General features: G+C 28.5%; 27 protein-coding genes and 1 tRNA gene. 23 read left to right on the top strand and 5 right to left on the bottom strand.

Annotation, left to right across the window (positions count from 1 at the left end; translation table 11 throughout):
* Window positions 1-4: 4 nt before the first annotated feature.
* From rlmB to WC168_RS02405, 5 genes are all read right to left on the bottom strand, one after another.
* A complete protein-coding gene (rlmB, locus tag WC168_RS02425) occupies window positions 5-694 on the bottom strand; it encodes a 23S rRNA (guanosine(2251)-2'-O)-methyltransferase RlmB (protein WP_129098513.1) in 690 nt (229 codons plus the stop codon).
* 15 nt (window positions 695-709) lie between these two features.
* A complete protein-coding gene (rsmI, locus tag WC168_RS02420) occupies window positions 710-1,531 on the bottom strand; it encodes a 16S rRNA (cytidine(1402)-2'-O)-methyltransferase (RefSeq protein WP_066160745.1) in 822 nt (273 codons plus the stop codon).
* 9 nt (window positions 1,532-1,540) lie between these two features.
* Window positions 1,541-1,744 (bottom strand): 50S ribosomal protein L31, encoded by a 204-nt coding sequence (gene rpmE, locus WC168_RS02415; protein WP_066160748.1) that lies wholly within the window; start codon window positions 1,742-1,744, stop codon window positions 1,541-1,543.
* Between the two features lie 80 nt (window positions 1,745-1,824).
* The gene (gene miaA / locus WC168_RS02410; protein ID WP_372617333.1) at window positions 1,825-2,700 is read right to left on the bottom strand and encodes a tRNA (adenosine(37)-N6)-dimethylallyltransferase MiaA; all 876 of its coding nucleotides are present in this window, start codon (window positions 2,698-2,700) and stop codon (window positions 1,825-1,827) included.
* Between the two features lie 3 nt (window positions 2,701-2,703).
* Window positions 2,704-2,889: a hypothetical protein gene (locus WC168_RS02405; protein WP_066160754.1), complete on the bottom strand. Its 186-nt coding sequence runs from the start codon at window positions 2,887-2,889 to the stop codon at window positions 2,704-2,706.
* 71 nt (window positions 2,890-2,960) lie between these two features.
* Between WC168_RS02405 and mqnP the strand changes: the two genes are divergently transcribed.
* The 23 genes from mqnP (at window position 2,961) to WC168_RS02290 (ending at window position 25,278) form a co-directional block, all read left to right on the top strand.
* On the top strand, window positions 2,961-3,836 hold the full coding sequence (gene mqnP, locus WC168_RS02400; RefSeq protein ID WP_372617331.1) for a menaquinone biosynthesis prenyltransferase MqnP: 876 nt from the start codon (window positions 2,961-2,963) through the stop codon (window positions 3,834-3,836).
* Between the two features lie 46 nt (window positions 3,837-3,882).
* A tRNA-Arg gene (locus WC168_RS02395) sits at window positions 3,883-3,959 on the top strand.
* Between the two features lie 100 nt (window positions 3,960-4,059).
* Entirely contained in the window at window positions 4,060-5,625 is a 1,566-nt protein-coding gene (locus WC168_RS02390) for an N-6 DNA methylase (RefSeq protein ID WP_372617330.1), read from the top strand.
* A complete protein-coding gene (locus WC168_RS02385; protein WP_372617329.1) occupies window positions 5,615-6,733 on the top strand; it encodes a YhcG family protein in 1,119 nt (372 codons plus the stop codon). The genes WC168_RS02390 and WC168_RS02385 overlap by 11 nt, the downstream gene beginning before the upstream one ends.
* A complete protein-coding gene (locus WC168_RS02380) occupies window positions 6,726-7,910 on the top strand; it encodes a restriction endonuclease subunit S (protein ID WP_372617328.1) in 1,185 nt (394 codons plus the stop codon). The genes WC168_RS02385 and WC168_RS02380 overlap by 8 nt, the downstream gene beginning before the upstream one ends.
* Window positions 7,907-8,905, top strand: a complete 999-nt coding sequence (locus WC168_RS02375) for a hypothetical protein (RefSeq protein ID WP_372617326.1) — start codon at window positions 7,907-7,909, stop codon at window positions 8,903-8,905. Before WC168_RS02380 ends, WC168_RS02375 begins: the two co-directional genes overlap by 4 nt.
* Window positions 8,895-9,017, top strand: a complete 123-nt coding sequence (locus WC168_RS02370) for a hypothetical protein (protein WP_372617324.1) — start codon at window positions 8,895-8,897, stop codon at window positions 9,015-9,017. The genes WC168_RS02375 and WC168_RS02370 overlap by 11 nt, the downstream gene beginning before the upstream one ends.
* 30 nt (window positions 9,018-9,047) lie before the next feature.
* Complete coding sequence (locus tag WC168_RS02365) at window positions 9,048-9,242, top strand: hypothetical protein (RefSeq protein WP_372617322.1); 195 nt, start codon at window positions 9,048-9,050, stop codon at window positions 9,240-9,242.
* Window positions 9,235-10,188, top strand: coding sequence for a Fic family protein (locus WC168_RS02360; RefSeq protein ID WP_372617320.1), 954 nt, complete (start codon window positions 9,235-9,237; stop codon window positions 10,186-10,188). Before WC168_RS02365 ends, WC168_RS02360 begins: the two co-directional genes overlap by 8 nt.
* A 141-nt stretch (window positions 10,189-10,329) precedes the next feature.
* Complete coding sequence (locus tag WC168_RS02355) at window positions 10,330-11,283, top strand: Abi family protein (protein ID WP_320340902.1); 954 nt, start codon at window positions 10,330-10,332, stop codon at window positions 11,281-11,283.
* The gene (locus WC168_RS02350) at window positions 11,276-14,419 is read left to right on the top strand and encodes a type I restriction endonuclease subunit R (RefSeq protein ID WP_372617318.1); all 3,144 of its coding nucleotides are present in this window, start codon (window positions 11,276-11,278) and stop codon (window positions 14,417-14,419) included. The genes WC168_RS02355 and WC168_RS02350 overlap by 8 nt, the downstream gene beginning before the upstream one ends.
* A gap of 61 nt (window positions 14,420-14,480) precedes the next feature.
* On the top strand, window positions 14,481-15,533 hold the full coding sequence (locus WC168_RS02345) for a substrate-binding domain-containing protein (protein ID WP_372617316.1): 1,053 nt from the start codon (window positions 14,481-14,483) through the stop codon (window positions 15,531-15,533).
* A 63-nt stretch (window positions 15,534-15,596) separates the two neighbouring features.
* Complete coding sequence (locus WC168_RS02340) at window positions 15,597-17,330, top strand: EAL domain-containing protein (protein ID WP_372617314.1); 1,734 nt, start codon at window positions 15,597-15,599, stop codon at window positions 17,328-17,330.
* A 72-nt stretch (window positions 17,331-17,402) separates the two neighbouring features.
* Window positions 17,403-18,332 (top strand): phosphate ABC transporter permease subunit PstC, encoded by a 930-nt coding sequence (pstC, locus tag WC168_RS02335; protein WP_372617312.1) that lies wholly within the window; start codon window positions 17,403-17,405, stop codon window positions 18,330-18,332.
* A complete protein-coding gene (pstA, locus tag WC168_RS02330; protein ID WP_372617310.1) occupies window positions 18,329-19,516 on the top strand; it encodes a phosphate ABC transporter permease PstA in 1,188 nt (395 codons plus the stop codon). The genes pstC and pstA overlap by 4 nt, the downstream gene beginning before the upstream one ends.
* Before the next feature lie 10 nt (window positions 19,517-19,526).
* Entirely contained in the window at window positions 19,527-20,297 is a 771-nt protein-coding gene (gene pstB, locus WC168_RS02325; RefSeq protein WP_066160221.1) for a phosphate ABC transporter ATP-binding protein PstB, read from the top strand.
* On the top strand, window positions 20,297-20,965 hold the full coding sequence (locus WC168_RS02320) for a phosphate uptake regulator PhoU (protein WP_372617308.1): 669 nt from the start codon (window positions 20,297-20,299) through the stop codon (window positions 20,963-20,965). The genes pstB and WC168_RS02320 overlap by 1 nt, the downstream gene beginning before the upstream one ends.
* A 21-nt stretch (window positions 20,966-20,986) precedes the next feature.
* Window positions 20,987-21,370 (top strand): phosphate-starvation-inducible PsiE family protein, encoded by a 384-nt coding sequence (locus tag WC168_RS02315; protein ID WP_066160227.1) that lies wholly within the window; start codon window positions 20,987-20,989, stop codon window positions 21,368-21,370.
* Window positions 21,367-22,038, top strand: a complete 672-nt coding sequence (locus WC168_RS02310; protein WP_066352076.1) for a response regulator transcription factor — start codon at window positions 21,367-21,369, stop codon at window positions 22,036-22,038. The genes WC168_RS02315 and WC168_RS02310 overlap by 4 nt, the downstream gene beginning before the upstream one ends.
* On the top strand, window positions 22,032-23,417 hold the full coding sequence (locus WC168_RS02305) for an ATP-binding protein (RefSeq protein WP_372617306.1): 1,386 nt from the start codon (window positions 22,032-22,034) through the stop codon (window positions 23,415-23,417). The genes WC168_RS02310 and WC168_RS02305 overlap by 7 nt, the downstream gene beginning before the upstream one ends.
* Window positions 23,418-23,492: 75 nt before the next feature.
* On the top strand, window positions 23,493-23,912 hold the full coding sequence (gene rplM, locus WC168_RS02300) for a 50S ribosomal protein L13 (RefSeq protein WP_066160236.1): 420 nt from the start codon (window positions 23,493-23,495) through the stop codon (window positions 23,910-23,912).
* A 5-nt stretch (window positions 23,913-23,917) separates the two neighbouring features.
* The gene (gene rpsI / locus WC168_RS02295) at window positions 23,918-24,307 is read left to right on the top strand and encodes a 30S ribosomal protein S9 (RefSeq protein WP_066160240.1); all 390 of its coding nucleotides are present in this window, start codon (window positions 23,918-23,920) and stop codon (window positions 24,305-24,307) included.
* 101 nt (window positions 24,308-24,408) lie between these two features.
* Window positions 24,409-25,278: a helix-turn-helix transcriptional regulator gene (locus WC168_RS02290; protein WP_372617304.1), complete on the top strand. Its 870-nt coding sequence runs from the start codon at window positions 24,409-24,411 to the stop codon at window positions 25,276-25,278.
* The last annotated feature ends 160 nt before the right edge of the window (window positions 25,279-25,438 follow it).

The following is a 25,438-nucleotide window of genomic DNA, read 5'->3' as shown; positions in this document are numbered from 1 at the left end:
CTTCCTATCTTTTTAGGTTATAAATTAAAATAGCAGCAGCTGAACTTACATTTAGTGAGTCAAACTCATGCTCCATTTTTATTGAAACTTTCAAGTCTAATTTTTTTGCAACTTTTGGACTTATTCCTTCACCCTCATTTCCTAAAAATAGTGCAACTTTATCTGTTTGCTCTATTTTTCCATATTTTTTTAGATCAACTCCATCCATTGTTGCACCAATTAGTGTAAATCCAGCATCTATTAATTCACTTGCTAAATCAACACTTCTTGGATGAATACAAAATGGTAAATCAAGAAGTGCTCCAGCGCTTGTTCTTATAGTTCCAGAGTTATTTACTGTTTTTATATTTGAAGCAATCATTCCATCAACTCCCAAAGAGTAAGCAGTTCTTGCAATTGCTCCAATATTTCCAACATCAGTTAGACCATCTAAAACAACTATAAAATTCATATTTTTAATATCTTTTAGAGGTGTATAAACATAATCACTAAGTTTTAAAATAAGCCCTTGATGATTTCCACCTTTTGCCAAAGCTTGAGCTTTTTGATTATCAACTCTATGAATTTTTTTATTTAGTTTTGCAAATCTTGAAAAAAGTTTACTATCAATCTCTTTTGATAAAAAAATCTCTTCTATTAAATCTTGATGTTTTTCTAGTACATATAAAACTATCTGTTTTCCGTAAATTATCATTTTGTCTCGTTTAAATTAATTTTGGATTTTATCCAATATTTCTTGATAAACCTCTTTTACACTTGCTCCTGTAAGCTTTGCAATTAGCTTTGCTTTTATTTTTGGAGCAATTTCAAGTGGAAGAATATCATCTAAGTCTAAATTAAAACCAACTTTCTCTTTGGCTTCAATTACAACAACCCATTCACCTTTTATCTCACAGTTTTTTAGCTCTTCATATAGCTTTTTAGCACTATTTTTATAGCTTTTTTCATAAAACTTACTAATCTCTTTTACTAAAAATATTGTTCTATCTGGATCTTTTGTATTTAACTCTTCAAGTAGTTTTAAAAGTCTATGTGGAGATTCATACAAAATTGATACTCTAGGACTTCTTAAAACCTCTTCTAGTTTTGATGCCCTACTTGCACCTTTGTGATCTAAAAAACCAAAAAATGTAAACTCACTACTTGAAAATCCGCTCATAGCAAAGGCTGTTAAAAGTGCATTTGCTCCAGCAATTACTTCATAAGAAACACCATTTTTTATACACCACTCAACCAAAGTTGAACCAGGATCACTAATACAAGGCATTCCAGCATCACTACAATAAACAACATTTTTAGAAAAAGTATCTTTTGAAATAGTTTTTAAAACATCAGCTTCATTGTGAGAGTGAAAAGATTTGAACTCTTTATTTGAAAAATCTAAGTTATATTTTTCACTTAGAAGATTTAGAAGTTTTTTTGTGACTCTTGTATCTTCACAAAAAATTAGTTCCGCTTCCAATAGTGCATCAAGAGATCTTTTTGAAATATCATCAAGATTTCCTATTGGTGTTGGAACTAAGCGCAACATAATATAGAACTATTTTGCCATATTATATTTAGCTTTGAATTTCTCAACTCTTCCAGCAGCATCAACAAGTTTTTGCTCTCCTGTGAAGAATGGGTGACAAGAAGAACAAATATCAACTCTTAGAGTTTCAGTATTTGATTTTGTCTCAAAGCTATTTCCGCATGCACAAGAAACTTGACATACTTTGTAATCTGGATGAATATCTTTTTTCATTCCATTTTCCTTTTTAAAATTAAGCGTTTGGAAAAAGATCAAGTCCTTGCAAGTCCTTTACCAAACTTTTGAACTTGCGATTATATCTTAAAATACTTAATAATCTCTGAATTTAAGCTAGAAATTATGTTTGAAACTCTATTTTCAAATTGACCTTTATTAAAAGTGTTTTGTCGTTTTGCAAGTTTTAAGGTATTTTGAATAATTTTATCTTCTAAACCTTTTTTATCTATTTTGCCATCAAGATACTCTAATGTTTCAACAATTCCAATACTAGACATACAATTTGGCAATCTTGTATATTTTTTCTCTAAATATATAATCTCATCAATTAAGCCAGCTTCTATCATAGCTTTTGTTCTCAATGCAACTCTACTTGCAAGCTCTTCTTTTTCCCACAAAATCTCAAATATTTTTAAATCTGCACTTAGTGCAACTTTTGGATTCTCTTTGAAGTATTGACTTGGGATTAAACCACTTTGTTTATAAATAGAGTAGGCTTTTTGAACTCTATATCTATCATTTGGATCAATTTTTTGCATATACTCTTTATCTAAACTATAAAGCAAATTATAAGTATCATTTAAACTCATATCTAACTCTACATTTGAGTTAAAACCAAGGCTTAAACCATCTGTTAAAGCTTTTAAGTAAAAACCAGTTCCACCAACAATAATAAGGTTTTTTGAATTCTTTTGTGCAAATTTTTTTGCATTTTGATACAAATTTAAAAACTCAACAACATCAAACTTCTCATTTGGAAAAACTTCATCTATTCCAAAATGAACTATATCACCTCGCTCTTTTTTTGTTGGTTTTGCACTTGCAATATCTATCTCTTTATAAACACAAAGAGAGTCAAGCGAGAGTATTATAGAGTTTGTTTTGTCTGCAAGTTCAAGTGATAGAGCTGTTTTACCAGATGCTGTTGTTCCAATAATTGCAATCTCTTTCATTTTTTAATCAACTTTTTTATAAGATTCAAGCTCAAGTTTAAGGCTATTTATCTCTTTCTCTTTTTCAACTAAAATTTTTATTAGTTCAGAGTTTGTCTTTTTGTTTGTAGCATTTTGTTCATTTTCAATTTTTGTTGCACAAGATGTGAAAAAAAGTATAAAAAGAGTTAAAGTAAGATATTTTTTCATAAATTTGCCTTTTTTGCTTGGATTATAACGAAAAAGCATTAATTTAATCATTATTAGATAATATTTTGCCCATGGAAAAATTAATAAAAAAAATAAAAGATTTTAGTGAACTTGTAGTGTTTCAGCACTCTGTTTTTGCATTGCCATTTATATTTATAGCAATGGTTGTATCATCTTCACAGGTAAATCAGACACCTTGGTTTGGATTTAAACTTTTGGTTTTGGGAACTTTGTGTGCAATATTTGCAAGAAACTTTGCAATGGGATTTAATAGATACATGGATAGAGATATCGATGGTTTAAATCCAAGAACTTCAAATCGTCCAAATGTAGATGGAAGAATTAGTGCAAACTCAATGTTGGCATTTGTTATTTTTAATGCAATAGCATTTATTGTTGTAGCATATTTTGTAAATAGTTTGGCACTTATTTTATCTGTTCCAATTTTAGTAATTATTGGTTCATACTCATACTTTAAAAGGTTTTCATATTTAGCACATATAATTTTGGGAATATCTTTGGCTCTTGCACCAATTGCTGGAGTTGTTGCTGTTAGTGAATCTATTCCTTTTTGGGTGATACTTTTAAGTATTGGAGTTATGTTTTGGGTTGCTGGGTTTGATTTGCTGTACTCACTACAAGATATTGATGTGGATAAAAAACTAGGACTTCACTCTATTCCTTCAAAATTTGGTGCAAAAAAGACAATGCTATTTTCAAAAATTTTTCACTTTTTCACAGTTGTTTTTTGGCTTTTGTTTGTGATTTATTCATCTGGTTCATATTTTGCATATTTCGCAGTTGTTATAAGTGCTTTGATGCTTAGTTATGAACACTATTTAGTAAATAAAGATTTTAGAAAAATAGATAGAGCATTTTTTACTGTAAATGGATACTTGGGGATTGTATTCTTCTTTTTAATCGTTTTAGATAATATCTTCTTCTAAAAATTTTAAGCAAAATTAGGATAAACTTCAATCCTAATTTTTAAGTGCGTCTGTAGTTCAACTGGATAGAATACTCGGTTTCGACCCGAGGGGTTGTGGGTTCGACTCCTACCAGGCGTACCACTTTTTAATTTAAAAAATTCATCTACTACTTTTTAATCCTCTTTAATTCTATTTAGCTAAAATAAAAGCAATAATTACTTAATAGGGACTTTTTATATATATGGCAAAAGAAAAATCAGTTAAAAATCAAAAATCTATGGAAGAGACTCTTTGGGAGAGTGCAAACAAACTAAGAGGAAGTGTAGAATCAAGCGAGTATAAACATATTGTTTTAGGTCTTATATTCTTAAAGTTTGTTAGTGACACTTACGAAGAGAGAAGAGAAAAACTACTCTCAGAGGGTAAAGAAGCATTTATTGATATGGTAGAGTTTTATACTATGGAAAATGTATTTTATCTTCCTGAAATTTCAAGATGGTCATACATAAAACAAAATGCAAAACAAGATGATATAGCGCTTAAAATAGATACAGCTCTTGCAACCATAGAAAAAAACAATCCTAGCTTAAAAGGTGCACTACCTGATAACTACTTCTCAAGGCTTGGTCTTGATGTGAGTAAACTTTCAAGTCTTATAGATACTATCAACAATATCAACACAATAGAAGATAAAGGTCATGATGTAGTAGGGCGTGTATATGAATACTTCTTAGGTGAGTTTGCACTTGCAGAGGGTAAACTTGGAGGTCAGTTTTATACTCCAAAATCAATAGTAAATTTACTTGCAAATATGATAGAACCATACAAAGGAAAAATCTACGACCCTGCTTGTGGAAGTGGTGGGATGTTTATTCAATCTTTGAAGTTTATAGAAGCTCACAAAGGAAATAAAAAAGATATCTCTATCTATGGGCAAGAGTTCACTGCAACTACTTATAAACTAGCAAAGATGAACTTAGCTATTCGTGGAATATCTGCAAATCTAGGAGCTGTTCCTGCTGATACATTTTTCAAAGACCAACACCCTGATTTAAAAGCTGATTATATTATGGCAAATCCACCTTTTAATCAAAAAGAGTGGAGAGGTGTAAATGAGCTACTAGATGACCCAAGATGGGCTGGATATAGTGTACCATCAACATCAAATGCAAACTATGCTTGGATTCTTCATATGCTCTCAAAACTATCTGAAAATGGAATAGCTGGGTTTGTACTAGCAAAAGGAAGTTTGACAAGTAACTCAAGCAACGAGGGAGAGATAAGAAAAAAACTAATAGAGAATAATCTAGTTGATTGTATAGTAAATCTTCCTGCAAAACTCTTTTTCAACACTCAAATTCCAGCTTGTCTTTGGTTTATCAAAAAAAATAGAGCTAGAAATGATATTTTATTTATAGATGCAAGAAACCTAGGGCATTTGATAAATAGAAGAAACAAAGATTTTAGCCCTGAAGATATAGAGAAAGTAGCTTCAACTTATCACAACTGGAAAGTAAAAGAAAACTATGAAGATATAAAAGGATTTTGTAAAAGTGCCTCTTTAGAAGAGGTGCGAGAACTAAACTATGTTTTAACTCCTGGGCGATATGTAGGACTTGAAGATAGTGAAGATGAGTTTGATTTTAAAGAGAGATTTGAAAGCCTACAAAATGAACTAATAAATCAAATGAAAGAAGAACAAAGCCTAAATGATAGAATATTAGCAAATCTAGCAAAAGTATCGAATAGCGGTTGCGAAGCAAACTTTCCTGTAAAAGTTAATTTGGTGGCAGTTGATGAGCGATAAACAACTTCAAAATTCTTTTACTACTGAATATAAACAGTGGTTAAATGAGATAAAACAAAAGTTTCAAAGCTCTCAAATAAAAGCATCAATACAAGTAAATAGTACATTGTTAGAGTTTTATTGGAATCTTGGAAATGAGATTGTAGAAAAACAAAAAAACAGTACTTGGGGAAGTGGATTTTTACAGCAACTTAGTATTGATTTAAGTGCAGAGTTTCCTGATGTAAAAGGCTTTTCTTATACAAATATAAAAAACATTAGGCAATGGTTTTTATTTTGGCAACAAGCTGTGGGCGAATTGGAAAGTACAAAAAGCCAACAACTTGTTGGCGAAAGTAGCATAGAAAATACAAAACAAGTTGTTTCACAAATTTTACAAATACCTTGGGGACACAATGTTGCTATTATCCAAAAATGCAAAAATATGCAAGAAGCTCTATATTATGTACAAAATACCATAAAAAATGGTATTAGCAGAAGTGTACTTATACACCAAATAGAAACAAATCTTTATGCAAGAGATGGCAAAGCCATCACAAATTTTGAAGCTACTCTTCCACCTCTTCAATCAGATTTGGCAAAAGAGATTACAAAAGACCCTTATAGTTTTGATTTTTTGTCTCTTACAAAAGGGTATCAAGAAAAAGAGCTAGAAAATGCCCTCACTGAAAATATCACTAAGTTTTTACTAGAACTTGGAAGTGGATTTGCCTTTGTTGGTAGACAATATAAGCTAATTGTTGGTGGTGATGAGTTTAGGATAGATTTGCTTTTCTATCATATCAAGCTCAAATGTTATGTGGTAGTAGAACTAAAAGCTACAGAGTTCAAACCAGAGTTCGCAGGAAAGCTAAGTTTTTATACATCGGCAGTTGATGGAGAGATAAAAGATATAAATGATAATCCAACTATAGGAATACTTATATGCAAATCAAAAAATGATTTGGTTGTAGAGTATGCACTCAAAGATATAAATAAACCTTTAGGGATAAGCCAATACGAACTTACAGAAATCTTGCCAAAGGAGTATAAGTCATCGTTGCCAAGTATCGAAGAGATAGAAGCACAGTTTCAAAATGAAGATTTGAAGGTGGTGGGTGATGAGTAGGAGAGAGTGTAAGTTAGGGGAATGTATAGAAGTAATTAATGGCTATGCTTTTAAATCACAAAATTTTCTTGAAGAACAAATTGAAAATTCATTACCAGTTGTTAAAATTAAAAATGTAGCCAATGGTGATGTGAATCTAAAAGCTGTTCAATTTCATTTATTTGATAAAAATTTAGAAAAATATCTAATACAAAAAAATGATGTTTTAATTGCTTTAACAGGTAATCATCCACAAGCAATAACACAAGTTGTAGGAGAAGTTTCTAAATATAAACTTGGTGAATTGGCATTTTTAAACCAAAGAGTCGCAAAAATAAAAGCTAGAGAAAATATGTCTAATGATTTTCTTTACTATTTTTTGAAAGATGATGCTAGTCATGACTATTTAGCAAGTCAATCTTCAGGAAGTGCGAATCAAGCAAATATTTCTAAAAGTGATATTGAAAATATGCCAATTTCCCTTCCACCTCTTGAAGAACAAAAAGCAATAGCAGAAGTGTTAAGTAGCCTTGATGATAAGATTGACCTTCTTCATCGTCAAAACCAAACCCTAGAATCCCTTGCCCAAACTCTCTTTAGACAATGGTTTATCGAAGAAGCAAAAGAGGAGTGGGAGGAAAAACCACTTAGTAAAATAGCAGATTTTTTAAATGGTTTAGCTTGTCAGAAATTTCCACCAAAAAATGATATTGATAAATTACCAGTACTAAAAATCAAAGATTTAAAAGATGGTGTTAGTGAAAATTCAGATTATGCAACATCTGATGTAAAACCTGAAAACATCGTAAATAATGGTGATGTGATTTTTGCTTGGTCTGCTTCGCTTATGGTTAAAATTTGGAATGGTGATAAATGTGTTTTAAACCAACATCTTTTTAAAGTAATATCAAAAGATTATCCAAAATGGTTTTATTATCAATGGTGTAAATATCATCTTGATAATTTTATAGATATAGCTTCTGAACATGCGACAACTATGGGACATATAAAAAGAAGTGATTTAGGTGAAGCTATTTGTTTAGTACCAAATATAGATGAATTAGATAAAATGACTGAACAATTTAATCCAATAATGGAAAAATTAGAAATAAATTCAAGACAAATTCAAACACTTGAAAACTTACGAGATACACTTTTGCCAAAGCTTTTGAGTGGGGAAGTGAGAGTGAAAATATGAGTTATGAAACACAAAATTTTTTACCTAAAGAACTAAAACTTGAAAAACTTTTCAAATATCTGCAATTAAATAATTTTGTGAAGTATTATGGACACAGTAGGTCAAAAAAAGATAGAATTGCGGATTTTTCTTGGTTTGAAAATAATGATTATAAATCTTGGACTGGAGTAGAGCTGAGTATTTATAGAGAAAATGAACAAATAATTGTCTATACTAGAACTAGTATATCAAAAAGTTATTATGATTTAATGCATCAAAATAATATAGTTTTAGGAATTAGAGATTATTTTGGTGGATATTTTGTTACTGATGAAGGAAAAAATAAAATATTAAAACCCGACAAAATGCCATCAACTCCACCACAATCAGGTTGTCATTTAGCGTTTCAAACTTTTGGAATGAATATTATAAAGGTATCAATTTATTTACAAAATCGTCAATTTGCACATTCTTTTGAAAAAAGTGGTTTATGGATTATGGATAATATGAATCCAAAAATTCTATCAAATAATTTATTGCTCCCATATCTTATTTCAGTAATGGAGGATTATTTTAAATCAACATACATTGCGTTATTAAAGTATTCAGAAAATAAAGAAAAGATTTTTAAAGATAATAATCGTATTGGTACTGAAAATCTTATAAAAATTTCAAATCAACAATTATCGATTGAAGAGTCATTAACAGAAAGTATGTCTTTCCAAAATATAGAGTTGATTTCAAAGCATTTTCAAAAAATAGATTCTAAAATTGATATAAAAGGATTACTATCAAAACCTTATAAAAACAGAAAAACAAAATTATTTGAGTCTATTAATGAATTGGTTCAAAAAAGACATAAAGTTATCCATTCAAGCATTATGGACTTAAATTTTGATGAAAATAAATTAAAAAAAGCTATTAAAGATGTAGAAAACTCTATTGATATTTTTTATAAATTTTTAACTGAATACTATAATTGGAACTATGAAAAAGGATGGCATAATGGCACATAATAGTTTTAATCAAAAAATTATAGAAAATATCGAACAAATCCAAACACTTGAAAACTTTAGAGATACCTGCTTGCCAAAGCTTTTGAGTGGGGAAGTGAGAGTGAAAATATGACAGCAGTTTCTTTAAAACGAGGGAAAATAGATGGATAAGCTAACTCAAAAACAAGAAGCAAAAACAGCTTATAAAAACTCTAGTATAGAAATATCAGACCATTTTCACCACTTGGCGAAAATGGTCGAAATTGACTCAGATGTAAAAAGAGAGATAGAAGATATTATGCTTACAAGATACGCTTGTTATCTTATTACTCAAAAAGAAGATAGTAAAAATGACTAACTACACTCCACCATACAAAATAACTTCAAAAATACTAAAACTTTCAACGCAAATTAGTGAAGAACTTACAAAACTTCAATTCACAGGTACCCAAAAAATAAACCCAATGCTAAGAAAAAAGAATCGTATCAAAACATTAGCAGGTACTTTGGAAATAGAGGGAAATTTTTTAGGTGAGGAAAAAATTACAGCTATTTTAGATGGAAAAAGAGTTTTAGGAACAGTAAAAGAATTAGCAGAAGTTCAAGGAGCTATAAAAGCCTATGAAAAACTAGATGAGTTTCGATACGATGAGTTAGATGATTTACTACTGGCTCATAAAATCTTAATGGATGAGATACTTACAACTGCTGGAAGTTTTAGAAGTGTAAATGTAAAAGTGGGTGAGCATATAGCCCCTCAAGCAAACATGGTAAATGAACTTATGATAAATCTTTTTTCATGGCTAAAAAATAGTGATGAACATATGCTTTTAAAATCTTGTATTTTTCACTATGAGTTTGAGTTTATACATCCATTTTCAGATGGAAATGGTCGTATTGGGCGACTTTGGCAAAGTGTGATTTTAAATAGGTTTAATCCAATTTTTTCACTTCTACCAACTGAAAGTATAGTAAGAGATTATCAAGAAGAGTACTATAAAGCAATAGAAGATTCAACAGAACTTGGAGAGAGTACGCCATTTATTGAGTTTATGCTTGAAACGATATTTAAATCAATCCAAACTACTTTAAAAAGTGACCAAAAAAGTAACTATAAAAGTGACCAAAAAGTTTTAGCACTTATGAAAGAAAATAGTAAAATCACTATCTATGAACTGATGGAAAAACTCTCTATGAGTGAATCAGGTATAAAAAAAGTAATTAAAAAGTTAAAAGATGAAAATATCATAAGTAGAGTTGGAAGTCTAAAATCTGGTCATTGGGAAGTAAAAATATATGAGTAAATTTATAAAAACTCAAAATAAACTACTATTAGTTGATAGTATAAAAATATCTATAAGTGCACTTAAAGATTATGTAAGTTATACTTTCGCTAACACACCCTTTCCACCTCTTAACAATGTGCCAAAGAGAGGGTCTTCTTTATGAATAATCTTCAAGAACAACTACAAACATTAAAAAATCAACAAAATACTTATCAAAAAAAACATAAAACTTTTGAAGAACAATTAAAACTTTTAAAAGAAAGAGGTTTGATTATTTCAAATGAAAAATATGTACTTACAAAACTTCAACATATAAATTATTATAGATTAAGTGCTTACTTTCTACCTTTTCAATATTCTAAAAATTCTGAAAATAAAAATAAATTCTTACCGAATACTACTTTTGAAGATATTATAAAATTGTATTATTTTGATACAGAGCTTAGAAAAATCATATTTGAAGCTATTGAAGTTATAGAAATATATTTAAGAACTCAAATTGCTTACTATCATTCAAAATCTTATGATGCATTTGGATACTTGGATATTTCAACATTAAGAACAAATATGCAAAAAGATTTTGATGAACTTCATCAAGATATTTTAAAAGAAAAAGAGCGTTCAAAAGAAGTATTTATAAGACATTTTAAAACTAAATATAATACTACAGATTTACCTATTTGGACAGTTGTAGAGATTATTTCATTTGGGTCTTTATCAAAATTATTTATGATTTTACAAGAAAAAGAACAAAATGAAGTAATATCATGCATGGGTGGGATTAATAAAGTTGTATTTTTTAAGTGGTTTAAAGCACTTTCAAGTGTAAGAAATGCTTGTGCTCATCATAGTAGACTTTGGAATAAAACTTTAGGAGTTAGTTTCGAAGTACCAAGAAATAATGAAGTTTTTAAAGAATTATCAAATAGTAAAAATAAAATCTTTTTTGCATTAAGTGTTATTGAGTATATTTTAACTTGTATTGGTGAAGATGAGATAGAATTTAAAACTAAAATAAAAGTTTTACTAAAAAAATATCCACAAGTTGATGTACAAAAAATGGGATTTATAAAAAACTGGAAAAATAATCTTATATGGAGTGATAATGAGTAAATTTACAGAAGAAAAATTAGAATTAGCATTTATAGAGTTACTTGAAAATCAAGGTATCACTTATGTTTTTGGTAAAGATATACAAAGAAATCAAAGTGAAGTGTTACTAGAAGATGATTTAAAAGAGTATTTAAAAAGTAGATATAAAACTGAAAATATAACTGATAGTGAAATCACTCAAATTGTGCGAAAACTTCAAAACTATCCAGCAAGTGATTTGTACGATTCTAACAAAGCCATAATGAAACTCCTCGCTGATGGATTTATTCTAAAAAGAGAAAAAGCAGATGATAAAGATATCTATATCGAGTTTATAAATTATGATGATGTAAATTCAAACAACTTTAAAATAGTAAATCAACTTGAAATTATGGGCTATGAAAAAAGAATACCAGATGGAATATTGTATATAAACGGTATTCCATTGGTTGTGTTTGAGTTTAAAAGTGCCATAAGAGAAGAGGCAACTATACATGATGCTTTTGTGCAACTTACAACAAGATACAGAAGAGATATTCCAGAGCTTTTTAAATACAACGCATTTTGTGTCATAAGTGATGGAGTAAATAATAAATCAGGTTCATTTTTTTCACCTTATGAGTTTTTTTATGCTTGGAGAAAAATAACAGGAGATGAGGTAGAAGTAGATGGAATACCATCTATGCACTCTATGATTGCTGGGATGTTTCACAAAGAGCGACTTGTAGATATTATTCACAACTTTATTTATATGCCAGATAAATCAAAAAAAGAAGAAAAAATTGTTTGTCGTTATCCTCAATATTATGCTACTAGAAAACTATATGAAAATATAAAAGCTCATCAAAAGCCAAAAGGGGATGGAAAAGGTGGTACATATTTTGGAGCAACTGGTTGTGGTAAAAGTTTTACTATGCTTTATCTTGCAAGAATGCTTATGAAAAGTATTCATTTCTCAAGTCCAACGATTATTTTAATTACAGATAGAACCGATTTAGATGTACAACTTAGTAGCCAGTTTTCAAATGCAAAAGGTTTTATAGGTGATGATGGAATAGTTAGTGTTGAAAGTAGGGCAGATTTAAGGCAAAAACTCCAAAACAAAGAGAGTGGAGGAGTGTTTTTAACAACTATTCATAAATTTACAGAAGATTTAGAAGTTTTAAGCCATAGAACAAATATTATAGTAATCTCTGATGAAGCACATAGAAGCCAAATCAACTTAGAGCAAAAAATAAAAGTAACACAAGATGGTGTTAAAAAGAGTTATGGTTTTGCAAAATATTTGCATGATTCTCTTCCAAATGCAACTTATGTTGGATTTACTGGAACTCCTATAGATGCAACACTTGATGTTTTTGGAGATGTTGTTGATAGCTATACTATGACTGAATCAGTAAGAGATGAAATTACTGTAAGAATAGTATATGAAGGAAGAGCTGCAAAAGTACTATTAGATAACTCAAAACTTGAAGAGATAGAAAAATATTATGAAGAGTGTGCAAATCTTGGAGCAAATGAACATCAAATAGAAGATAGTAAAAAATCTATGGCAAATATGAGTGCAATATTAGGAGATATGGATAGGATAAAAGCAATAGCAAAAGATTTTGTGGAACATTATGAAAAAAGAGTAGAAGAGGGTGCAAGTATAAAAGGAAAAGCTATATTTGTTTCTAGTTCAAGATCTATTGCTTATTCACTTTTTAAAGAGATAATTACTTTAAGACCATCTTGGAATGAATCAAAAGTTTGTGAAGATGGTGTTGAACTAAGTGATAAAGATAAAAAAGAGATTCTACCTCTTGAAAAATTAAAAATGATTATGACAAGAAGCAAAGATGATGAAAAAGAGCTTTATGATTTGCTAGGTACTAAAGAGTATAGAAAAACTTTAGATACACAGTTTAAAAATGAAAAATCAAACTTTAAAATAGCTATTGTTGTTGATATGTGGCTTACAGGATTTGATGTACCATTTTTAGATACTATTTATATAGATAAACCTATACAAGAACACAATCTTATCCAAACTATCTCAAGAGTAAATAGAAAATATGCAGGAAAAGAAAAAGGTTTAGTAGTTGATTATATAGGTATAAAAACAGCTATGAATAAAGCTTTGAAACAGTTTTCAAAAATGGACTCACAAAACTTTGAAGATATAGAAGCTTCAATAGTTGTTGTAAGAGATCAGCTTGATTTATTATCAAAGCTATTTTATAAATTTGATAGTAGTAAATATTTTATTGGAACACCAACAGAGCAATTAGCTACTTTAAACAATGCAAGTGAGTTTGTACAGCTCACAAAAGAGCTTGAAAATAGATTTATGTATATAGTAAAACGATTGAAAAGTGCTTATGATATTTGTTGTGGAAGTGAAGTTTTTAAAGAGATAGAGAAAGATTATATTCACTTTTATTTAGCTATTCGTTCAATCGTTGTTAAGCTAACTCGTGGTGAAGCTCCTGATACAGCTTCTATGAATAAAAAAGTTGCACAAATGATAGAAGAAGCAATGAAAAGTGAAGGTGTAGAAGAGATATTTAAACTTGGAAGTGATGATGAGAGTAAAGTTGATATTTTTGATGAAGATTATATAAATAAGATAAATAAAATCAAACTTCCAAATACAAAGATAAAACTACTTCAACAGCTATTAGCAAAAGCTTTAGAAGAGTTTAAAAAAGTAAATAAAGTAAAAGCAGTTGATTTTTCTAAAAAGTTTAATGCACTTGTTGAAAAATATAATGAAAGAAAAGAGAATGATGTACTTGTAAGCAGTGTTTTAGATGATTTTACAGATGAGATTATAGACCTATATTATGCACTTCAAAAAGAGAAAGAGTCTTTTGCTGATTTAGGCATTGATTTTGAAGAAAAAGCTTTTTACGATATTTTAAAATCAATAGCTATTAAGTATGATTTTTCTTATCCTGAAGATAAACTATTAGCCTTATCAAAAGAGGTAAAAATTGTAGTTGATGATAAATCAAAATATACAGATTGGAATATAAGAGAAGATATAAAAGCTGAATTAAAAGTGGATTTGATAATTTTACTAGATAAACATGGTTACCCACCAATAACTAAAGATGATGTGTATAAAGAGATATTTGAACAAGCTGAAAATTTTAAGAAGTTTAGGCAATAGTAACCATTTTGTAATCAACAAATTTTAAACTTCCATTGTAAATAAATTTAATGGAGAAAAAATGAGTTTAAAAAGAACGTCAATTGCTTTAATAGCAAGTACACTAATCGCTACAACTTTGAGTGCTAGAGATCAAATCAAAATTGTTGGTTCATCAACAGTTTATCCTTTTTCATCTTCAGTTGCTGAAGAGTTTGGAGCTACTACAAAATTCCCAACTCCAGTAGTTGAATCAACAGGAACAGGTGGAGGAATGAAACTATTTTGTAGTGGAATAGATATAAATACTCCTGATATTGCAAATGCTTCAAGACAGATGAAAGCTAGTGAGTTTAAAATGTGTCAAGAAAATGGTGTAACAGATATCACTGAAGCACTAATTGGATTTGATGGTATTGCAATAGCTCAAAGTTCAAAAGTAAAAAGCTTTAATATCACAAAAAAACAGTTAGCTTTAGCAGTTGCTGCAGAAGTTCCTTCAAAAGATGGAAAATCTTTAATTGCAAACCCATATAAAAAATGGTCAGATATAGATGCATCTTTACCAAATAGAGAGATTACAGTTTATGGACCACCAAAATCATCAGGTACAAGAGATTCATTTGAAGAGTTAGTATTACAAGATGTATTTAAAAAAGTATCAGCATATACAGATTTATATAAAAAAGATGAAAAAGCAAATAAAAAATATAAAGCTTATTCAGTAATTAGAACAGATGGTGCTTATGTTGAATCTGGTGAAAACGATAACTTAATTGTTCAAAGATTAACAAGAAATGAAGCTGCTATTGGAATTTTTGGTTACTCATTTTTAGCTGAAAACAGAGATAAAGTTATTGGATTAAGTATTGATAATACTTTACCAACAGTTGAAACTATTGCAAATAGTAGCTATCCAGTTGCAAGATCTATGTATTTTTATATCAAAAATCAACACTCAAAAAGTGTTCCATCTTTAAAAGAGTACACAAAACTATTTATGAGTGAAAAGATGATTGGTGAAGATGGAATTTTAAGTGAACTTGGACTTATTCCATTAGCAGACGATTTAAGAACTAAAGCTAGAGATAAAGTATTAAATAGTACAAAACTTACAGCTAAAGAGCTAAAATAATTTAATAAAAAAGGGATTTTTCCCTTTTTACAATCTTTCAAATAAAAATAGGAAATCCAATATATGCCAAATTGTAGTAATATTATTGATAAGCTAGATTATGCTTTTCAACCAATTGTTTATTCACATAATGGCAAAACTTATGCAGTAGAAGCACTTTTAAGAGATGTTCAAAATATTCCAAAAGTAAGCACAATTGATGATTTGTTTGATTTAGTATTTAATGAAAACTACTTATATGAGTTTGATTTAGAGTTAAGAGAAAAAGCTATAGAGAAGTTTGCAAAGATAGATATTAAAAATCTAAAACTATTTTACAATTTAGATAATAGAATAATTTATAATAAAAACTACTCTCAAGGAAATACAGAAAGAATTTTAAAAAAATATAATTTAACAAAAGATAGAATTTTTTTTGAGTTGAGTGAAAAGGGAACACCAATTGAGCAAAATGCTTTATCATCAATGCTACAAAGATATAAATCAAGTGGTTATAAAATAGCCATAGATGATTTTGGAATAGGGGTTTCTGGTTTAAAGTTACTATATTTTAGTGAAGCACATATTATAAAACTTGATAGATTTTTTATATCAAATATTGACCAAGATTCAAAGAAAAAACTCTTTTGCTCTTCAATTATAGAGATGGCTCATATTATGGGAATGAAAGTTATTGCAGAGGGAATTGAAACAGTTCAAGAGTTTTATACTTGTAAAGATATTGGTGCTGATTTTATGCAAGGATATTTAGTCCAAAAACCAACAAAAAATATTGATGAGATTTTAGATGTTTATAAAAATATCCAAGATTTAATACAAGAGGATCAAAGAGTAAAACAGAATAATCATATTGATGATAAATATATAGATAAAATAGATGCTTTAGATGTAAATACATCTTTGCATGATCTGTTTTTACACTTTAAAAAAGGAACTAAACACAATTTTGTACCAATTGTAGATGAGTTTGGATATTTTTTAGGAGTTATAAACGAAAGTGATATCAAAGAGATTTCATACTCACAATATGGTTTTGCACTTGCACAAAATAAGACATTCTCTTCAACGCTATTAAAATATATAAAACCTGCTTTAAGCGTTGAGGTATCTTGGGGAATTGATAAAATCTTAGAGATGTATAATTTAAATTTCAATAACTCTTTGGGAATATTTATAACAGAAGGTGAAAAATATAAAGGGTTTATAAACTTAAACTCTTTATTAAATCTCTCATATCAAAGAAATCTTCAAATAGTTGCAAATCAAAATCCACTTACAAAACTTCCTGGAAATAATCAAATAGAGAAGTTTATAAGTGATACTTTTGAGAATAGACATATAGAAGATGGTAGGCATATTATATATTTTGATTTTAATGATTTTAAACCATTTAATGATGTTTGTGGATTTAGACAAGGTGATAGAGCAATACTAATATTTTCAGAAATTCTACAAAAAAAGTATCCAAAAGATTCATTTATAGCACATATTGGTGGCGATGATTTTTTTGTAGGATTAAAAAAAGATAATAAAAAAGATATATTTGAACTAACTTTAGAGGTTCAAAATGAGTTTGAAAATAGTGTAAAAAATTTGTACTCAAATGAGGATAAACAAAGAGGTTATATTGTTGCAAAAGATAGATTTGGAACAACAAGAGAGTTTAAACTTCTATCTGTATCAAGTGCAATTGTGAAAGTAGATAGTAGCTCAAAAATAGATGATTTTGATCAGGTTTTAAGTGAGCTAAAAAAAGAGTCAAAGAGTTCAAAAAAACCAATATATAGAGTTTTGTAAAGATAAAATATTGTAATCATTTTGTAATCGATTACAAATATAATACACAAAATTTAATAGAAGGTAAAAGTGTTGAGTACTTTTGAATCAAGAAAAAAACAAAGAGAGTTAAATGAGAAACTTATAAAATCTGCATTAATACTTGCAGCTGTTATCTCTATTTTAACTACTTTTGGGATTTTGTTTTCAATATTATTTGAAGCAATAGAGTTCTTTAAACTAAGAAGTTTTTGGTATTTTCTTACAGGAACACAGTGGACACCAGGAACTGCTGGTAGCCAGTTTGGTGCATTACCAATATTTGCAGGAACATTTGTAATAACAGCAATAGCACTACTTGTAGCAATTCCAATTGGACTTGGAAGTGCAATTTATATGAGTGAATATGCAAGTTCTACTTTTAGGGATTATTTAAAACCTATTTTAGAAGTTCTTGCTGGTATTCCAACTGTTGTTTATGGATTCTTTGCAGCTATTACAGTTGCTCCAATAATTGTTGAAATTGCAGGATATTTTGGAATTGATGCAGCATTTAATAGTGCCTTAGCATCTGGAGTTGTTATGGGAATTATGATTATTCCTTTAGTATCTTCTTTAAGTGATGATGTTATAAGAGCTGTTCCAGACTCTCAAAGAAAAGCAGCTTTTGCTCTTGGAATGACACAATCAGAGACTATTAAAAATATTGTAATTCCAAGTGCAATGCCTGGAATTATATCAGCATCACTTCTTGCACTATCACGTGCTTTAGGAGAGACTATGATTGTTGTTATGGCAGCAGGTTTAAGACCAAATCTTTCATGGAATCCACTTGAAGATATGACAACGGTTACTGTTACAATAGTAAATAGTTTAGTTGGAGATTTTGAATTTAATTCGCCTGAAACACTTTCAGCATTTGCATTGGGGTTAATGTTGTTTATTGTTACTTTAATACTTAATATAATCTCACTATCTCTAATTAGAAAATTTAAAGAAAAATATAAAGTGAATACATTATGATTAAAAGAAAAAAGAGAAACAAACAATATAACCCATTTTATGATCCAACTTTAAAAAGTAGGCATAAAAGTGCAAAAAGATTTAAAAAGTTTACCTTAACTTCTTTAATCTTCTCAATAGCATTTTTAGCATTTTTCCTATTTGATATGATTGCAAAAGGAGTTCCTGCTTTTAATATTGCTTACATAAAAACAGAAGTTACATTTAATCAAAAAACTTTAGAGGATACAAGATTAGCAGTATCAAGAGATTATAGAACTTTGGTTTCAAGAGCTTGGTTAAGAGATATTCCAAAACTTTTAGAAAAAAATCCAGAGTATTTGAATACAACACAAACTCTTTGGGTTTTAGCAAATAGTCAAGTTGATCAATATCTAAAAGAGCATCACAATACTTTGAAGAGTAAAGATAGAGCAAAAGTTGATGAACTTTATAATCAAGGTTTAATTGAAAAGAGATTTAATGCAATATTCTTTACAAATGGTGACTCAAAAATTCCAGAATATGCAGGTCTTTTTTCTGCAATTGTTGGGTCTGTTTTAACTTTGATTATAACAATGGCAGTTGCATTTCCAATTGGAGTTATGACAGCAATTTATCTTGAAGAGTTTGCTGGGGATAATAAATTTACAAGGTTTATTGAAATAAACATCAATAATCTTGCAGCAATTCCATCTATTTTATTTGGACTTTTAGGTCTGGCAATTTTTATAAACCTTTTTGGAATGCCTAGAAGTTCACCTTTAGTTGGAGGTTTAACTTTAGCTCTTATGACACTTCCTATTATAATTGTAAGTTCAAGAGCAGCATTAAGAGCTGTTCCAGATAATATAAGACAAGCTGGATATGGTTTGGGATTAAATAAAATTCAAGTTACACGAGATCATGTTTTACCACTTGCATTTCCAGGGATAATGACAGGTTCAATTATTGGTTTAGCTCAAGCTATGGGAGAGACGGCACCTTTAATCATCATTGGAATGATTGCCTTTATTCCAGATGCTCCAACAATGGTTACACAAGCGGCAACTGTGATGCCAGCACAACTATTTACTTGGGCTGGAATGCCTGAGGGTATGTATATAGAAAAAACAGCAGCTGGAATTTTGGTTCTATTGTCAATATTAATTTCACTAAATGCAATAGCTATATATTTACGAAAAAAATTTGAAGTAAAATGGTAAAAGGAAAAAAATGAGTACAGATAATAAAACAAAAATAGATGTAAAAAACTTAAATTTGTATTATGGTTCAAATCAAGCACTATTTGATATTAATGTAAATTTGTATCAAAATAAAATAACAGCACTAATTGGACCATCTGGTTGTGGAAAATCTACATTTTTAAGATGTATAAATAGAATGAATGATTTAATTCCAAGTGTTAAAATTGATGGAAAAATTGTAATTGACAAAAAAAATATTTATGATAAAGATGTTGATGAGGTAAGTGTTAGAAAAAGAGTTGGAATGGTATTTCAACAACCAAATCCTTTTCCAAAATCTATTTATGATAATGTTGCTTATGCGCCATTAAAACATGGAATGGTAAAAAAAGGGAAAGAGTGTGATGAGTTGGTTGAAACTTCTTTAATAAAAGCTGGACTTTGGAATGAGGTAAAAGATAAGTTACAAAATCCAGGAACCTCACTTTCAGGTGGTCAGCAACAAAGACTTTGTATTGCAAGAACAATTGCAATTAAACCAGAAGTTATTTTAATGGATGAGCCAACATCTGCACTAGACCCAATAAGTACAGAAAAAATTGAGTCTTTGATGCTTGAATTAAAACAAGATTATACAATTATAACTGTAACTCACAATATGCAACAAGCAGCACGAGTTGCTGATTATACGGCATTTTTTCACTTAGGAAAATTAATAGAGTATGATGTAACAGAGACAATATTTGTTAATCCAACAAATAAAAAAACAGAAGATTATATTACAGGGAGATTTGGATAATGTTAAAACCTTATGAAGAGAAATTAAAACTTATAAAAAGTGAAGTAGAAAAATTAGGATTAGATGTTGTTGAAGCTTTAGAAGTTTGTTTAAAATCTTTAAATGAAAGAAAGATAGAGAATCTAAAAAATGTTGAAATTAGTGAGAAAAAATTTCTAGTAAAATCAAATGAACTAGATAATATTATTATTACAACTTTGGCATTATATACACCAGAAGCTAGAGATTTAAGAAGAATGGTAGCATTCTTAAAAATCACAAATGAGATAGTAAGAACAGCTGCAAATACAAAAGATTTTGCAAAAATGTTTAGAAGATCTTATAGTGAAGATTTAGATACAAATACTATTTTAGAGTACACAATTCCTCTTTTAAAATCGGCTTTATTATCTACAAAAACAGCTGTATCTATAATAGATGAGCATGATTTAAAACAAGTTGAGCAAAAGTATCAAAGAGTTGTTGTAGAAGAGAGTAAAACAGATGATTTATACTTGATGATTGAGAAAAATATTTTAAAACTAATTACAAAAAATCTTGATTTATCAAAAGAGTATTTTGATATTTTAAGTAGTTTAAGAAGATTGGAGAAAATTGCAGATAGATCTGTATCAATAGCTAGTTTGCTACAGTTTGCAAAACTAGGTGGAGATATGGTTCAATCATAATTCTTATGATATAATTTTTGCATGAAAAAAGCTATACAAAAAATCTCGGACTATTTTAGTTCAAACTTTGAAGTTTTGGTTGCTACTGTAATATTTTTAGTGATATTCATAGCTGGACACGACTTTTATAGAGCAATTATACTTATGCTTGAGTTTATTGTGATTATGGAAGTTGTTAAGATGATTTCTGATTTTATAAAAAAAGAGACATTAAGACTTAGATATGTTATTGATATTTTTATAATATTTCTAATAAGAGAAGTTATAATTTTATCAGCAAATAAAAATAGAGACTACTTTGATATAGTATTCTTACTATTTGTAATATTTGTCTTCTTTGTGTTTAGAATATTATCTATAAAATTTTCACCAATAAATGATAAAAAAGCAGATGAGATAAAATGAAAAAATTAATTCTTATAGTTGAAGATGAAGAGGATATGCTTGAACTTCTTGAGTACACACTACAAAAAGAGGGTTATGATACTATTGGATTTTTAAATGTGGATAAAAATGTAAGAAAAGTTTTGGATGAGGAGAACATAGATTTAATCTTAATGGATAGAAATCTTCCAAATATTGAAGGAACTACATTTATAAAAGAGTTAAGAGTAAGTGGTTACTCTAATCCAGTTATTTACATAACTGCAAAAGATAAAGAGAATGATGTTTTAGAAGGATTTGAGGCATTTGCAGATGATTATATTACTAAACCTTTTAATCTAAAAGAGCTAATTGCTAGAGTAAAAGCTGTAATAAAAAGAACTTCAAAAGAGCTTGAGTTTATAAAGGCAAAAGATATTGTTTATAACTTTGCAAACAAAAAGTTTTATATTGAAAATAAAGAGATTGAACTAACTCAACTTGAGAGCTCTTTGTTGTTTGAGTTTATAAATAATCAAGATATTCTTCTTTCAAGAGATTATCTTCTTGAAAAAGTTTGGAAGGACTCTTTAGATAAAAAAGAGAAGACTGTAAATGTTGCAATAAAAAGATTAAAATCAAAAATAGATCCAAAAGCTAAAAAGAACTATATAAAAGCTGTTCGTGGAGAGGGATATATTTTTTGTTAAAGATTCATCAACTATTTTTACGAACTTATCTAGCAATATTTATTGCTATTTTAATCACTCTAACACTAGCTACATATTTTTGGGCAAAAAATCTGTATATAAATCAAATTGAGAAAAATCTAATACAAAATTTGGATACATTAGCTGTTGTTTTACAAAATAGTAAAGATATAAATAGTTTAAATAGTGTGGTTTTAAACTTAAGTCAAGTTCTTGCTTTAAGGGTATCTGTAATAGATGAACTTGGAGATGTAATAGCAGAGAGTCATAAAAATTTGGATGATATAAAAAACCATTCAAATAGAGTAGAAATTATAGAGGCAAAAAATATTGGTATTGGAAAAGATACAAGAGTCTCTGAAACCTTAGGAAAAGATTTACTATATATTGCAAGAAAGATTGAAATAGATGGTAAAACTTACTACATAAGAATGGCTGACTATACAAATAAAATAACAGATAATTTTAAATCACTCACAATTGAGATTTTTATATATATTTTACTGTTTCTATTTTTAGCTTTTTTGGCAACCTATTTTATTAGTCTAAAAATAAAAAAAGAGACAGATTTAATACTTGATTTTTTAAAAGATATAAAAAATAAAAAAACTCCAATACCTCTAAAATCAAACTACACTTTTGAGTTTTATAAGATTGCAAAGTTATTAAACAAAGTATCTTTAAAGCTATCAAAAAGAGAGCAAGAAAAAGTAAAACATACTGCAAAATTAACTCTTGCAAATAGACAAAAAGATGATATTATCTCTGCTATTTCTCATGAGTTTAAAAACCCAATTGCTGTAATCTCTGGTTATAGTCAAACTTTGATTGAAGATGAGAACTTATCAAAAGATATGAAAAAAAAGTTTTTAAATAAAATCTTCTCAAACTCAAATAAGATGTCACAAATTATTGATAAGTTAAGACTTGCATTAAAACTTCAAGATAGTAACAACACAATTGCTTTGAATAATATATCAATAAAAAGAGTTTTAGAAAATATAATTAGTGATTTAAAAGTAAAGTATAAAAATCAAGAGATAAATATTTTAGGAGAAGATAAAGAGATAAAAGCTGATGAGGTTTTAATATCTATTGCTATTACAAATCTAATAGAAAATGCTTTAAAATACTCTCAAGATGATATTACAATAGAGATTACAGATAGTTATTTAGCTGTTATTGATAAGGGAATTGGAATATCAAAAGAGAATTTGGAAAATATATTTAAAAAGTATTACAGAGCAAACAACAATGAGTGGAATAACTCTTTGGGTTTAGGATTGTTTATTGTGAAATCTATCTTAACTATACATAATTTTGAGCTAAAAATAGAGTCAACTTTGGGAGTTGGTTCAACTTTTAAAATATATTATTAATTTATACTTAATTTAAGTTAATTATAAGGATAACTTAAATATGATTCCAACTCATTAAAGAAAGGGAGTTAATAAATGAAATTTACTCAAATGGCAAAAGCCAACGAAATCGAAAGATCTTGGGTTGTAGTTGATGCAGAAGGTAAAGTATTCGGAAGAATTATTACTGAAGTTGCTACAATTTTAAGAGGTAAAAATAAACCTTGTTTTACACCAAATGTTGATTGTGGTGACTATGTAGTAATAATTAATGCAAGTAAAGCTAAATTTACAGGTGCAAAATTAGATGATAAAAACTACTATACACACTCAGGTTATTTTGGAAGTACAAAAACTCACAAAATGTCAGAAATGTTTGAAAAAAACCCTGAAAAATTGTATAAATTAGCTACTAGAGGTATGCTTCCAAAAACTACTCTTGGTAAAGCTATGTTAAAAAAATTAAAAGTATATGCAGGAAGTGAACATCCTCATACGGCTCAAATTAAAGGATAATAGTAATGGCAAAAGTATATGCAACTGGAAGAAGAAAAACTGCAATAGCAAAAGTGTGGTTAGAAAATGGAAATGGACAACTAACAATCAATGGTCAAACTCTTGATGCTTGGTTAGGTGGACATGAGTCAATTAAAAAAAGAGTTATGCAACCATTAAATGTAGCAAAACAAGAGACAAGTGTAAATGTAGTAGTACAAACTCTAGGTGGTGGATATTCAGCTCAAGCAGATGCTGTAAGACACGGAATCTCTAGAGCATTAGTAGCTTTCGATGAGCAATTTAGAACTATCTTAAAACCACATGGTTTATTAACAAGAGATGCAAGATCTGTAGAGAGAAAAAAATACGGAAAGAAAAAAGCAAGAAAATCTTCTCAATTCTCAAAAAGATAATTGGTATTTTTCTTTATTTTCCCCAAAAGGAAGCGAAAAATCGCTTCCTTTTTTTATATCTCATATTTTAAATATCTTCTTTTTTATCCAAGGAAAACAAATTGGAACACGATAAATTAGCCACTAGATTGTCCCTTATTATTTATAAACTAAATCAAGGTGAGAGATTAACTATTGAATCTTTAGCAAATGAGTTTGGCGTATCAAAAAGAACAATAGAGAGAGATATTGCTAGATTTTCCTATTTTGATATAAAAAAAGAGGGCAAAGAGTTTTTCTTAGATGAAATTGCTGTTGGAAAACTAAACTTTGATGATATTAAAAACTTTGCTATATTTAGTGGTATTAAATCTCTATTCCCATCTTTAACAAACCAGTTTTTAAAAGATATTTTAAATGAAAAGATAAATAGAGCATATATGGTTCAAAATAGTGGCTTTGAAGATATAGAAGAAAAGCAACAACTATTTGAAAACTTAAGTAGTGCAATAATAGAAGAAAAAACAATTAGCTTTTTTTACAATGATAAAAAAAGAGTTGTAAATCCATATAAACTAATAAATACAAATGGTATTTGGTATTTAAGTGCTCTTGAAAATAACACTATAAAAACCTATACATTCTCAAAAATAAAAAGCCTAAAAATAAGTAGCGATAAATTTATAGTTGATAAAAATATTTTAAAAGAGATTGAAAAAAGTGAAATAAACTTCTTATCAAAAGAGTCAAAAGAAGTACACCTAAAAATTCAAAATAGTGCAAAAGAGTATTTTTTAAGAAAAAAAGTATTATCAAATATGAAAATAGTAGATAATACAGATGAATACTTTGTAGTATCTACAAATGTAAGCTTCGATGATGAGATACTAAATATCGTAAAACAATGGATTCCATATATAGAGATTTTAAAACCTATAGAACTGCAAGAAAAACTTGAAGATGTTTTAAAAAAGTATTTAGAAAGTAGATAATTTATTAAAATATATAAAATGATGATATAATAGCCGTAAAATATTACGCATAATTTAAAGGAGTATATTGTGGTAACATATTCTACAAATGAACTTATTCCATCATCAGAATTTGCAAAAAAGTTCGGTACATACTTAGCACAAATAAAAGATAACACTG

It is taken from the genome of Aliarcobacter sp. (assembly GCF_041672065.1).
In the GTDB taxonomy this organism is placed as follows: domain Bacteria; phylum Campylobacterota; class Campylobacteria; order Campylobacterales; family Arcobacteraceae; genus Aliarcobacter; species Aliarcobacter skirrowii.
The sequence above is the reverse complement of the archived record's forward strand: the minus strand, read 5'-3'. Positions and strand labels throughout refer to the sequence as shown.